This is a genomic window from Phytobacter cepae (assembly GCF_054165735.1).
The window spans coordinates 721286-734983 of sequence record NZ_CM135107.1 but is presented as its reverse complement, the minus strand read 5'-3'; the positions used below and the strand labels follow the sequence as shown (position 1 = coordinate 734983).

At 45.0% G+C, this 13698-nt stretch carries 9 protein-coding genes; 5 read left to right on the top strand and 4 right to left on the bottom strand.

Translation table 11 applies throughout. The features are described from left to right. Positions 1 to 281 precede the first annotated feature (281 nt). The 5 genes from ACUY4Q_RS03525 to ACUY4Q_RS03505 all read left to right on the top strand — a co-directional run bounded on the left by ACUY4Q_RS03525 (position 282) and on the right by ACUY4Q_RS03505 (position 7585). Positions 282 to 1250: a KpsF/GutQ family sugar-phosphate isomerase gene (locus tag ACUY4Q_RS03525; RefSeq protein WP_248180742.1), complete on the top strand. Its 969-nt coding sequence runs from the start codon at positions 282 to 284 to the stop codon at positions 1248 to 1250. 74 nt (positions 1251 to 1324) lie between these two features. Beyond that, positions 1325 to 2476 (top strand): capsule biosynthesis protein, encoded by a 1152-nt coding sequence (locus ACUY4Q_RS03520; RefSeq protein WP_248180744.1) that lies wholly within the window; start codon positions 1325 to 1327, stop codon positions 2474 to 2476. Positions 2477 to 2509: 33 nt separating this feature from the next. Further along, on the top strand, positions 2510 to 4186 hold the full coding sequence (locus tag ACUY4Q_RS03515; RefSeq protein ID WP_458045709.1) for a polysaccharide biosynthesis/export family protein: 1677 nt from the start codon (positions 2510 to 2512) through the stop codon (positions 4184 to 4186). Positions 4187 to 4293: 107 nt separating this feature from the next. Beyond that, the gene (locus ACUY4Q_RS03510) at positions 4294 to 6318 is read left to right on the top strand and encodes a capsule polysaccharide biogenesis protein (RefSeq protein WP_458047252.1); all 2025 of its coding nucleotides are present in this window, start codon (positions 4294 to 4296) and stop codon (positions 6316 to 6318) included. Between the two features lie 16 nt (positions 6319 to 6334). Beyond that, a complete protein-coding gene (locus ACUY4Q_RS03505) occupies positions 6335 to 7585 on the top strand; it encodes a capsule polysaccharide biogenesis protein (RefSeq protein ID WP_458047251.1) in 1251 nt (416 codons plus the stop codon). 16 nt (positions 7586 to 7601) lie between these two features. Here the strand turns inward: ACUY4Q_RS03505 and ACUY4Q_RS03500 are convergent, their stop codons facing one another. From ACUY4Q_RS03500 to ACUY4Q_RS03485, 4 genes are all read right to left on the bottom strand, one after another. Further along, positions 7602 to 8267 carry an acyltransferase gene (locus ACUY4Q_RS03500; protein WP_458045708.1) on the bottom strand — a complete coding sequence of 222 codons (666 nt, stop codon included), beginning with the start codon at positions 8265 to 8267 and terminating at the stop codon, positions 7602 to 7604. A gap of 14 nt (positions 8268 to 8281) precedes the next feature. After that, positions 8282 to 11770, bottom strand: a complete 3489-nt coding sequence (locus ACUY4Q_RS03495) for an HAD family hydrolase (protein ID WP_458045707.1) — start codon at positions 11768 to 11770, stop codon at positions 8282 to 8284. 65 nt (positions 11771 to 11835) lie between these two features. Beyond that, positions 11836 to 12510 (bottom strand): ABC transporter ATP-binding protein, encoded by a 675-nt coding sequence (locus ACUY4Q_RS03490; RefSeq protein ID WP_458045706.1) that lies wholly within the window; start codon positions 12508 to 12510, stop codon positions 11836 to 11838. Further along, positions 12507 to 13283 carry an ABC transporter permease gene (locus tag ACUY4Q_RS03485; protein ID WP_458047250.1) on the bottom strand — a complete coding sequence of 259 codons (777 nt, stop codon included), beginning with the start codon at positions 13281 to 13283 and terminating at the stop codon, positions 12507 to 12509. The genes ACUY4Q_RS03490 and ACUY4Q_RS03485 overlap by 4 nt, the downstream gene beginning before the upstream one ends. Between the last annotated feature and the right edge of the window lie 415 nt (positions 13284 to 13698).

Here is a 13698-nt window from a genome sequence, read left to right as displayed (position 1 = left end):
TGGAATAGTTACACAAGCTATTAATTCTGGTAACGCATATCTCGTTGAGGTTGTGTATAAATGCCGCTTGTGCTAAAAAGCATGGCAAATAGAAACAGTCCCCAATTTCCATAGCGTCAATGTACCCCAACAACGGTCACCCTCGGTGGCAGGGTATTTTTTTGCATTTCTTTAAAACGACTGGCAACTGATAAGTAGACTCTGAATCAGTTGTTGTGACGGCGCGCCTGTTAGCAGTGATTGGGTTACCGTCACGTTGAATAAATCAACAGGAAAAAAAGATGGATTTTAATGTGAAAACGGAAACAGGTGAGCAGGCGCTTATTGCCAGCGTTCGCAACACGTTAGCCGAACAAGGCAATGCGTTACGTCATCTTTCTGAGGTTATCGATGCGGAACAGTACAATACCGCATTGCGCCTGATGGTCGGTTGTAAAGGGCATGTCATCGTCTCCGGGATGGGTAAATCCGGGCACGTCGGGCGTAAAATGTCTGCCACCCTCGCCTCTACCGGCACTCCGAGCTTCTTTATACATCCGGCCGAAGCGTTTCACGGCGACCTGGGGATGATCACCCCTTACGATGTGCTGATCCTTATCTCGGCCAGCGGTGAAACCGATGAAGTGCTTAAATTAGTCCCTTCATTACAGAATTTCGGCAATAAAATCATTGCCATTACCAATAATGCGCACTCCACGCTGGCAAAACATGCCGATGCAACGCTTGAGCTGAATATGGCCAGCGAAACGTGCCCGAATAATCTGGCGCCGACCACCTCCACCACCTTAACGATGGCGATTGGTGATGCACTGGCGATTGCACTGATTCGCGAGCGTCATTTTAAACCCGATGACTTTGCTCGCTACCATCCTGGTGGTTCGCTGGGTCGCCGTTTGCTTACCCGAGTCACCGATGTGATGCAGGCGCATGTACCCAATGTGGACATTAACGCCACTTTCCGCCAGATCATTCAGGAATTGACCAGCGGTTGCCAGGGTATGGTAGCGGTAAAAGCAGAGGGCAGACTGGCCGGCATCATTACCGACGGCGACTTACGCCGGTACATGGAAAAATGCGAAGATTTTGTTAACGCAACCGCCGAAGCCATGATGACGCGTAATCCGATTACTCTGCAACAGAACGCGATGATCACCGAAGCTGAAGAGAAAATGACTAAACACCGTATCTCCACGCTGCTGATCACCGATGATAGCCAGGATGTGATTGGTTTAGTGCGAATTTTCGACTAATACACGCCTGATCATAAAGATCTAATCAGTACCCCCTGGCAGAGCTCTGCCGGGGGCTAAACGTTGAAAGTGACATGTCTACACAAAAAGTAAAGCTGCTGGCTTCCTCGTTACGTGCGCGCACAGCCAAAATTAACCTTGCCTGGATCCAGCAACACCTTGCCTGGATTGTGATTGGTGCCCCGATGGCGCTGTTAATCATCTATCTGGTGATCTTCAGTCAGCCCCGTTACATGAGTGAATCCAAGGTCGCCGTTAAGCGCCCCAGTGATATTGAAGGCGCAAGCCTGAACGTGGGCTTGCTGTTAGGTGCATCTAACCCCAGTTCTGCCGAGGACTCACTCTATTTAAAAGAGTACGTCAACTCAGCGGATATGCTGAAAGTGCTCGATAAGCAGCTTAATTTCCACGAAGCCTGGAGTAAAAGCGGGCTGGATTTTATCTATCATCTGCCCAAAGACACCACCGCAGAGCAGTACCTGAACTATTATCGCGATCGGATCTCCGTCACCTTTGATGACAAAACCGGTCTGCTGGCGATTCAGACACAGGGCTTTGATCCGGAATTTGCTCAGCGCTTTAACAAAGCGGTATTGAAAGAGTCCGAGCGTTTTATTAACGAACTTTCTCACAGTATTGCGCGCGATCAGCTGAATTTTGCCCAGGAAGAGCTGTTACAGGCCCGTGCCCGGCTGGATAAAAGCAAAAAAGAGTTACTGACCTACCAGAACCAGAACAACATTCTGGATCCAGAGGCCTCTGCAACGGCAGCAAGCTCATTGATTATGACCTTGCAGGGCAAGAAAATTGAGATGGAAGCTCAGTTGCGTAACCTGCTGAGCTATTTACGTGAAGATGCGCCTCAGGTGATCAGCACGCAAAACGCCATTAAAGCGTTGCAGGCACAGATCGATGCTGAACAGAGCAAAATCACCGCACCGGGTGAGAACAAACTCAACAGCATGGCGGCAGATTTTGAAGAAATAAAAGCCCGAGTTACCTTCGACACCGAGATGTACACCATGGCGATTAAAGCCATTGAGAAAACGCGTCTCGAAAGCGCCCGTAAGCTGAAAGTCCTGTCTGTCATCAGTTCACCGCAGCGCCCGGAAGAGTCCACCTTCCCGAATACAGGCTACCTGCTGGCAAGCTGGCTTTTAGTCTGCTGCTTACTCTTCGGCACCATTAAATTGCTGCTGGCTGTGATTGAAGATCATAAAGATTAATTTTGACGCATCATTGAGTTTACAGAGTTGAAAATGAAATTATTGAAATCGGTACTGCTCCTTTTGGCCTGCCAGGCAGCATATGCGGCTGGCCCAACTGACATCACCGCCGATCCAAGCCTGACCGGGGCCGCCCCGCTGCCATCGATCATCTCAGGAAAAACGGACGAGACGCCGGTCGCATCCGGTTTCGATGATACGCCGCCCCCTGTCGCGGTAGGTTTACCGAGCCGCATGTTTGGTGCTCAGCTGTTCACCTCTATCAGCGCCGCGTCTGGTGCTGGACTGGGCTTTAACCCAGGCTATGTGATCGGTCTTGGCGACACCATTCAGGTGCGTCTCTGGGGTGCGTTTGAGTACGATGGTGCACTGACCGTTGACCCGAAAGGCAACATCTTCCTGCCGAACATTGGTCCGCTGAAAGTCGCAGGGATGACCAACGCCCAGCTTAACAACGCCGTCACCACCCGCATCAAGCAGGTCTATACCTCCAACGTGAACGTCTATGCCTCGCTGCTTCAGGCACAACCGGTGAAGGTCTTTGTGACCGGCTACGTTCGCAGCCCTGGCCTTTATGGCGGCGTTGCTTCTGACTCCCTGCTCTCTTACCTGAGCAAAGCAGGCGGCGTTGACAGCGAACGTGGCAGCTACGTCGATATCACCGTGAAGCGTGGCAAGAGCGTACGCTCACGCGTGAACCTGTATGACTTCCTGCTTAACGGCCAGCTCGGGTTAACGCAGTTTGTGGATGGCGACACCATCGTTGTCGGCCCGCGCCAGCACACCTTCAGCGTGGAAGGCGATGTCTTCAACAGCTATGACTTTGAGTTTGCCAACAGCTCCATTCCGATCACCGAAGCGCTGAGCTGGGCTCGTCCGAAACCGGGTGCCACACACATGACGATTATTCGTCAGCAAGGCACCATGAAGCGCAGCGAATACTATCCGTTGAGCTCCGCACCGGGCCGCTCGCTGCAGGATGGCGACCGTTTGATCGTCAGCTCCGATCGCTACGCAGGGACGATTCAGGTACGTGTAGATGGTGCGCATTCAGGTGAACACGCTGTCGTGCTGCCGTATGGCTCCACCATGCGCCAGGTGCTGGCACAGATTCGCCCGAACAGCATGTCGCAGATGAACGCGATTCAACTGTACAGAACCTCGGTCGCGACTCGCCAGAAAGAGATGCTGAACCTGTCGCTGCAAAAACTTGAAGAAGCGTCGCTGTCAGCGCAATCATCCACTCAGGAAGAAGCCCGCTTACGTATCCAGGAAGCGCAACTGGTTAGCCGTTTCGTTGCTAAAGCGCGTACCGTGGTGCCGAAAGGTGAAGTGGTGCTCAACGAGAGCAACATTGATTCCGTACTGCTGGAAGATGGCGACGTCATCATGATTCCTGAGAAGACCTCGCTGGTTATGGTTCACGGCGAAGTTCTGTTCCCCAATGCCGTCAGCTGGCAGAAAGGGATGGATGCAGACGACTACATTAAGAAATGTGGTGGCCTGACGCAGAAGTCGGGTAATGCGAAAATCATCGTTATACGTCAGAACGGTGAATCGGTTGATGCAGATGATGCCGGTGATTTGCGTGCTGGCGATGAAATCATGGTTCTGCCGAAGTACGAATCGAAAAACATCGAAGTCACTCGCGGTATTTCCACCATTCTGTACCAACTGGCCGTTGCTGCCAAAGTTGTGCTGACGCTGTAATCACCAGACAACGCCCGCTTCCCCTGGGCACACCAGGGGAAGCCTGATAACCCAGCCTGGGTTATTTCCTGAAACGAAAAGACGAATAAATGGAGCGGATGAGCAGCGTGCTGGGCATTTTTTCTGGGGGTATCTGGCGCATTCCTTACCTGGGGAGTTTTCTGCCCGGTGAACGGGTGCGCTTATCGACGTTGAAGGCTATTCCTGAAAGTGTCAGTGCCGTTGCTGTCTGGGGTTATCGCCCTAGCGCAGAGAAGCCCGCCGCGCTGGCAGAAGCCGCTGGCGTGCCGGTTGTGCGTCTGGAGGATGGATTTATTCGTTCACTGGGCCTGGGCGTGCAGGGGTGCCCTCCTCTGTCGATGGTCATCGACCATTTGGGTATGTATTACGATGCCTCCACCCCCAGCACCCTTGAGCAACTGATTCAGGATAGCGCAGGCAATCAGGCCTTCTCAGACGAAGCGAAAGCCATGATGCGCGCCATCGTGGATGAGGATCTGTCGAAGTATAATCAGGCGCCTCCCTTTGTGGCTCCAGAACCAATGCCGAATGCCGTGCTGGTTGTGGATCAGACTTTTGGCGACGTCTCTGTGACCAAAGGAAATGCCAGCGCCGACAGTTTTCAGCAGATGCTGGAAGCCGCGAAGCGAGAAAACCCGCATGCTGAAGTCTGGGTAAAGGTCCATCCTGATGTGCTGTGCGGCAAAAAAAGCGGCTATTTCACCTCGATAAAAAATGACCCGCGGGTACGCTGGTTTGCCGAAGACGTCAGCCCTCAGTCGCTGCTGCGCCATATGCAAAAAGTGTATGTCGTGACGTCACAGTACGGTTTTGAAGCGCTGATGGCAGGTAAACCGGTGGTCACATTTGGTCAGCCCTGGTATGCCGGTTGGGGACTGACGGATGACCGCCATCCGCAGGCCGATGCGCTGGCGGCGCGCCGTCTGCATGCCTCGCTTGTCGATTTGTTCACTGCGGCTTATTTACGCTATACGCAGTACCGACACCCGGTTACCGGAGAACCTGCTTCCCTGGGCTGCGTGGTGGACTGGCTCAGCTTGCAACGCCGCCACACGCTTGCACGACATGGAACCCTGTGGGCGCCAGGTCTGAGTCTGTGGAAAACAGCGATCCTTAAGCCGTACCTGAAGACGTCAACCAACGAGGTTCGATTTGCCAGGAAATGCCCCCACGCCACCACCCTGATCGCCTGGGGAACGCGTGGAGAAGCGAAATGGCAGGCTCAGGCTAACGCGCAGGGCATTAATTTATGGCGCATGGAAGATGGATTTATCCGCTCTTCAGGACTAGGCTCAGATTTGCTCGCGCCGTTGTCACTGGTTCTCGACAAAAGCGGCATCTATTACGATGCGACACGCCCCAGTGACCTCGAAAATTTACTCAACGCAAGCCAGCTGTCAGAGCGACAGATTGCCCGTGCCAGTGCGCTACGTTTGCAACTGGTACGTAACAAAGTAAGCAAGTACAATCTCGGGCTTGACTGGCAACTCCCCACAGAGGCTGCAGGAAAGAAAGTCATTCTGGTCCCGGGTCAGGTTGAGGACGATGCCTCTATCGCCACCGGCGCGCTCTCGATTAATACCAACAGCGATTTGCTGCGTACGGTGCGCGAACGCAATCCAGACGCTTTTATTGTGTTCAAACCACACCCTGATGTTCTGGTGGGCAACCGTAAAGGTCAGATTCCTGCTGAAGATGCGGCTCGCTGGGCTGACTGCCAGGCGTTGGATGCTGACATTATCCAGTGCATTCAGCATGCAGACGAATTACATACCATGACCTCTTTGTCTGGTTTTGAAGCACTGATGCACGGTAAGAAAGTCTTTTGCTACGGCATGCCTTTTTATGCCGGCTGGGGATTAACGCAGGACGAGCACACCCTCTCCCGCCGTCATCGCCAGCTCAGCCTGGATGACCTGGTCTGGCAGACATTAATTGCCTACCCAACCTATATTCATCCGCAGCGTTTAACGCCAATGTCAGCCGAAGAAGCAGCACAATGGCTCAGTTCCGCCCCTCGCGGCGAAATGAAAATTACGAAAAAGAATATTGGCCGCTTAGCCAGGCAGTACCGTAAATTAAAAATGTTCTACAAAGTCAGATTTGGATAGGGCGCAACGGAAGATGATGCAAAATAACACCGTTAAGACATTGCTCGCAGGGAAGAAATATCTGCTGCTGCAGGGGCCAATGGGGCCTTTCTTTAATGATGTCGCTAACTGGCTGGAAACGCTTGAGCGCGAAGCGGTGAACGTCGTGTTTAACGGTGGGGATCGATTCTATTGCCGCAACCGCCCCTATCTAACCTATACCGAAACCCCGAAGGAATTTCCGGGCTGGCTGAAAGAGACCTGGAAAGACTACGCGTTCGATACGATTTTATGCTTTGGCGATTGCCGCCCGCTGCATCAGGCCGCCCGCGCCTGGGCTAAATCCAAAGGCATCCGCTTTTTGGCCTTTGAAGAGGGCTACTTGCGCCCACACTTTATTACTGTCGAAGAAGGTGGCGTTAACGCCTTTTCTCCGCTGCCGCGCGACCCGGAGTTTTATCGCAACCTACCGGAGATTCCTCCTGCAAATATTCAGGAACTGAAACCCTCAGCGCGTAAGCGTTATTTCCATGCTATCTGGTATTACCTGGTGGGCTGGAATTATCGGCATGAGTTTGCGAAATATCGCCACCATAAATCGTTCTCTCCGTGGTACGAGGGGAAATGTTGGGTGCGCGCATCGTGGCGTAAGTACTGGTATGGCTTTAAGCAACGTAATGTCCTGGAGACACTGCGTACCACCCTGGATCAACGTTACTACCTCGCTATTCTGCAGGTTTATAACGATAGCCAAATCCGCAACCATAGCCCTTATGCCGACGTGCGTGATTACATCAACGATGTGATGTTCTCTTTCTCACGTAAAGCGCCGCTGGGCCATGTTCTGGTGATTAAGCACCATCCGATGGATCGTGGTCACCGTCTTTACGGCCCTTTGATTAAGAAATTGGGTAAAAAGTATGGTATTAGCAGCCGCGTAATCTACGTGCATGACGTATCAATGCCTGAGCTTTTGACTCATGCCAAAGCGGTGGTGACGATTAATAGTACTGCGGGGATTTCAGCGCTGATTCACAACAAACCGCTGAAGGTGATGGGCAACGCCTTGTACGACATCAAGGGGATGACGTATCAAGGCCATTTGCACCAGTTCTGGACGGCGGATTTCGCACCGGATATGAAGTTATTCAAGAAGTTTCGTGGGTATTTGTTGGCAAATACCCAGATTAATGCGGTGTATTATGGGGATACGTTGTCTTACAGGAATCTTGTAACTAATCCTAATATCGACAATAAAAGTATTCAGGAGCTAGCTCATAGAAACTGAGCTAGTTTTGATTTCTTTATTCTGAAACAAACAAATAGTTTTTGATTAGTGCTTCAAAGTGACTTTCAGGGATTTCTTCGCTATGACTACGCCTGTCCCAAATAACATTTGATTTTACAATTTTCGCTGGTACACCAGCAATAATCGCATTGCCTTCAGTAAATGCTTTATTGACGTAGCTCCCCATTCCCACAATTGAATTCTGCTGGATGACAGCTCCTTTGCCAATATTTACTCCATACCCCATCCATACGTGCTTTCCAATACTGAGACTTTTGGGAGTATTAATTCTCTTCCCTGTAGATAAATCAATAATAGAATGGCTATCACCTGAGCGGATTACAATGTCTCTTGAAAACATACAATCCTCTCCAATCGAAATGGTAGTGCCATATTCACACTCTATTCTTGCTCCTCCGATTGTTGTGAATTTACCTATAGAAACGGTATTACCATTAGCTTTAGTTGATATATTACAGGTTAAAACACAGTTCTTGCCAATCAACACCCTATTATTATCACCCTGAATATCCAATATAAGCTTCTTTATTTGTACATTCGCACCAAAAACAATTTTGTTATTAGAACCTGAAATATTTACTTCAAATTTACCGTTAGCAATAGGAGGCGCATCCTCCTGGATGCGCACTATATTACCGCTACCTCGATCATTTAAATTCATATTATGATAACCAGTTAAACGTTAACTTTTCTTGTAGTAAAATTATACCAGCGAGAAAGAATCTTTTTATTAGAATCTAAAAAGAAACTATCACGGTCTTTGACATATTTATTAAATTTTTTCGGCGAAGAGAATTTTTTAAATACAAACCGCTCGATTTTTACGTAAAAACCAGGTACGACCTTAACTTCATTAACTAAAGAATGGTTAGCTACCGAAGCATGAACATCAACAGGTTTAGCTATAGGTCTTGATTTTTGTACCGCTTCATTTTTTCCAACTGGTTTTGATTTATCAGCAGAAGGGAAAATTACATTGGCTCCATTCATGAAAACAGATTGCTGCTCTTTTCTGTTACCAATGACAAATTTTTTACTAACCCCACCAAATGAATCTTCAAAAGCCTGACCAACGAGGAATGAAACATCTTGCTTTGTAGGCGAGTTAATAAAACTCGCAAGAACTTTTTCACCTAAGAAACAATCTGAATAAGCCTGTTCAGAAAGGGAGGAAAAACGTTTCTTAATATCTTGAGTAAATCCAATTACACCAGCATGGATTTCTTCAATCAACCGAACGCGATTGCTATGCATTGGTTCATCACGGAAGTGCTTAACTATACGCCCAGCATTATCCTTTGTCATACAAACCAAACTTCTGTCTGTGTGACATGTAAAGAATTCGATTAAATGTCGATTATGTACTGCACAACTTTTCGACTCAATAGTTAGGAAGTCTCCGGCAAACGCCTTAATAATTTGCCCTCGATCAAGCCACTTCTCTGCACCCTGTAACGTTGCATAGTAATAGCCATGGAACTTCTTATCTACCAGATCACCTAAAGATGCTTGCATATTTGCTTTCCAGCCGATATCAACAATACCATCTTTTTCTTGATCGAGAATGCCTACTTGCCCTAAGTACTCCATATAAGCAGCTCTTTCAACTTGGGCTTGCTGGAGAATTTCAGATGATAACAACTGACAAAGCTTAGAAAATTTTACTTTTGTGGCATTATTAGATTCTAAAACTTCATCTTTATTTTCAAAACCAGCCTTAATTACTACCTCTTCTGTGATGCTATGTTCAGCAACGCCAAACCTATAATTAAGTAGATTACTTAATGAAACTCCCGCAGAGAAAGGTTGAGAAGCAAGGTTAAGGATATCATTCAAACTCTTTATAGATGCAACGCGAACAGTTCGTCGTGAGCAATACAAATAAGTGCTAGGAACGCTGTTTGGATCATTATGGTTTAATAGATCATATACTTCTTTTAAAATCCAACCTTCACGTGAGAGAAAATAAATGCGTTTAAGACCATCGTTTTTAGCCTGTCGAGATACCCATTGAATGAATGAGGTAAGCATTGGTCCTAATGCTGCATAACCAAGATTATAAGGCTTACCCATAAAGAGGCTACTTTCACCCAACACCCCGACCGGGTTATCAAATAATTTTTGTGCTATTAACCCTGCAATGATGCTACGCGGCTTCTCACCAGCACCCTTCCTGGGATCAAATATTGTTCTATAAAATTTATTAGTCCGCATGCGATCTAATGCACGCACTATTCGGAATGTTAACATCCCTTTGGATGCAGGCATTCTTATATCTGCAGCAACATTGTCGCCAATATGTATAATTTTCTCAGGCGGAATTTTTAACTCATCTAAAACGATATCGAACAATCCACCCTCTTTTTTCCGAACACCATGAGTGCTTGATACAAACAAGTTAACATAACCTGAATAACCAGCTTTAACCAACATTGCTTCGATTACTTCTTGTGGTAGATACATATCTGAGATAATAGAAATCGGTTTGCCAGATCTTTTAGCTGCATCCCATAATCTTTTACCCGCAGGTCTTGTTTCTATAAGGGCTATTTCAAGCTCAATTTCTGCTTTCTTTATTTCTTCAGTAAGCTCTTCACTTAATTGATAATGCTCTCTGATATATTCATAGATCTCATCAAGTGTGATCTCACCTTTCGAACTATTATTACGTGTCTCAACCTCGGCGGTGAGTCTGATGCGATAAAAGTCCTCGGTTAAGCCACTACTAATTTTTAAAGCAATAGCCTCTAAAAATTTATATGCGTCTGCTGGGGTTTCCACAGGGCGATTAATTAAAGTATCGAAAACATCAAAAGTAACGTGCTCTAAATTTTCTCGCTTGATAATTCTTTCGAGTTTTAATGCATCTACGCTCTGTAAAGCCATTAATTCATCAGTTTTCTTTAAATCTTTCTCAGCTCTAACTATGTTAAATTCCTCTAACACATTTGAAGAATATTTTTCATCGATTGAATTAAAGTCAACAAATAAATCAACACCCTGTTTTCCTGCTTTTTTACGCGAAATCATTTCATCTAAAAGAGACTTTAAAAAAGCGCCATCTTTTACAACTTTACTTGCAAGTGGCTGTTGCTTATTAATTATAAAATCAAGAATTGAACTATAAACTTTGTCTTTCTCAAGTCCAGAACTTTCAATTGAATCAGAACTTAACTTCTTAATAAAGGTATCATGTGGGACGTGAACTTCTTTGTTCCATACAAGTCCCTGAATCGCTAAAGAAGAAGAACAACTGACAACTTCATCTACAAAAGGTAATAAATACTGAGAAACACTATTAATTCTATCAAATTTCTCATCAAAGACTACATTTGGCCATTTTGATTTAACAGCCTCTAGTACTTCAGAATTCAAAACCGTATCTTTTACTTTGGGAGTAACATATTGCGTAACTACAACTCCATTGTTTTCCGGGATGTTACTCAAAGAATCAACAAGATAATCTGCCTGAGAAATATAGGGCGTGTCAGCTAAGAAAGCATAGTGACCGCTTGTTTGCAGCGGTAGTAAAACCAATTTACCATACTTTTCATTGGGGTCTAATTCATTATAAGAAAATGGAGTAACTTGGTTAATAGAGTTTTTTACTGCAACTTTAAAATCGTTAACGATAGAGTTATTTACTTCAGTCGAACATGTAACGATTTCATCAAAATTACGATATAGAGATCCATGTTTATATAGACCTACTGGATCAAATGTTACCATATGTGGATATGGAGCGCGGCAGAATGCTCCTGGCATTTGATGAATAATTAATGCCTCTGGGAACAAATATTCTAAGAATGGTACTGGAGTTTCCCATAATAAAATAACATCATAATCAGATGCGATTTTTTGAGCTAAACCTTTAGCAATTTTTATTGCTAATTCCCCTTTAGGGTTTTCGTATAGCTCCTTTGAAGGGTCAGAAAGAATTCCGACCATATCAATAACTTCTTCAAAGTCAAGGTTAATGATATTGATATCTTTACTTAAATTTGAAACGCAATCCTTTATCAAGTCATGGGTGATGACATCCACATTATAATCGATACTATTAAGAAGGTTTGCTTGAGGCAATAAATGTTTTACAAAACAGTTTTTATAAAACAGCATATCACCCTGTGCAATCCAAGGTGAATTCCATATAAGAGCTTTCATTTTATTCATTCTCTAAATCTAGTTATCAACTTATAATCAAATCCAATTTGATTATATTCTTAATATTATTGATCGTGATTTTTCTCGTCTAACATATACTGTTCAACGGCTGTAGAAACATCATCAAAATAATAAACTTTTTGGTTTCTTCCCACATATAATGCGACGTCACAGTACTCTTTCAATGAGTTTAAGCTGTGAGAAACCATTAAAAAACTCGCTTCCTTATGTCTAGCATTAAACAGATCAGCACATTTTTTTTTGAATCGTGCATCCCCTACTGCCATAACCTCATCAACAAGATAGTAATCGAAGTTGAAAGCCATACTCAGACCAAAACCCAGCCGCGAGCGCATACCTGAAGAATAGGTTTTGATAGGCATATCAAAATATTTACCAAGCTCAGCGAAATCTTCGACAAAAGCTACTTTATCCGCAAGTTCTCCTGCTTTTGCATATAGTCTTGCCACAAATTTCACATTTTCTCGGCCAGTTAAACTGCCCTGAAAACCGCCAGCCAAACCAACGGGCCAAGAAATTGTTTGATCCGTAACTATTGCACCACAATCAGGTCTATCTATGCCGCCTATCATCCGCAATAGAGTTGATTTTCCTGCCCCATTCCGGCCAATTAATCCAACACTTTTACCAGTAGGAAGTTCAATATTTAAATCTTTGAAAACATAGTGTCGCCCTTTAGGAGTAACGTAGGACTTGGTCAGATTTTCAATCCGAATCATGACGTTAACATAGCCTCTTCACGTGTGCGATATAAAGCCAGACCTAAAAAGAGCACAACAAGAGCACATAGCGCCAGGTAATTTAAGCTAACACCCTCACTCACATACCCAGAAAATACAGCTTCGCGGCTTAGTTCAACAACATGTATCAAAGGATTCCATAGCAGATAAGGCCAGTATTCTTTAGGGATAGCATGAAGCGGAAACATGACGCAGGAAATAAAATATAATGGCTTTATTAAAATAGGTAAAAACTTCTCAGACTCTGGAAAGCTCCTTCCCAACACCATAAAGATTAGTCCGACCCCAAATGAAAAAATAATAAGTAATCCCCAAGTGGCAATTAGGTTAAGGATACTTGTAATTGTATACTCCTCACCAAACAATCGCACTACTAACATTAAAACTATGTAGACAGCACTATAAATTAAAGTTTCTAATAAAGCTCGTGAGATTATTGTATCAATGGGCTTAACGGGCCTATAATTAAACAAACCTAAATTCGATTCAATAGCGCTTATAGATCTAATTGCAATATTGCTAAACATGAAATATGGAATTAGGCCATTTAAAAGAAAAACTGGGAAGGAAATATCTGGCATAGTACGATGCATAATGAAGCCAAAAATAGTAAGAAGCACCATTAGATGTGCCGTTGGCTCCAATAGAGCCCATAAATAGCCCAGTCGATATTTACCGAACCGGGTTTTAATTTCGCGAAGAAACAAGGCCTTAACGGCTGCTTGTTGAACTTCTAAACCACTTCTGGCCATGAGTGCCATATCCCTAATTTTCAGACACGCTACCGCCCCTGGCTTTAGCTACCAGAGCGCTCGGTGCGTAAACATATAAAGCAAATCAAATAATTACATAGCTAATCACTTGATTTGCATAGTAATTTCGCCATTTTAAAATGGGTTGTTAGCAGTAAAGAGAAGCGGAAATCTTAAAAACAAGCGGAATCTTCCCGATTTAGTCTTTCCTGAACACTAATCGGCTATAAATGTAGCGAGGTATTAAGTCAAATCAAATAAGTTAAAACCTATCAATCCAGCAAGAAAAATCACTAAAAACTATCAATTAAACAATTTAACATCTCATAAATTTAAATTTTTATATTCAAAGGGTTATAAACATCAAAAGAGCATACTTATATTTACATGCTATACAAGATATCGTTAACCACTT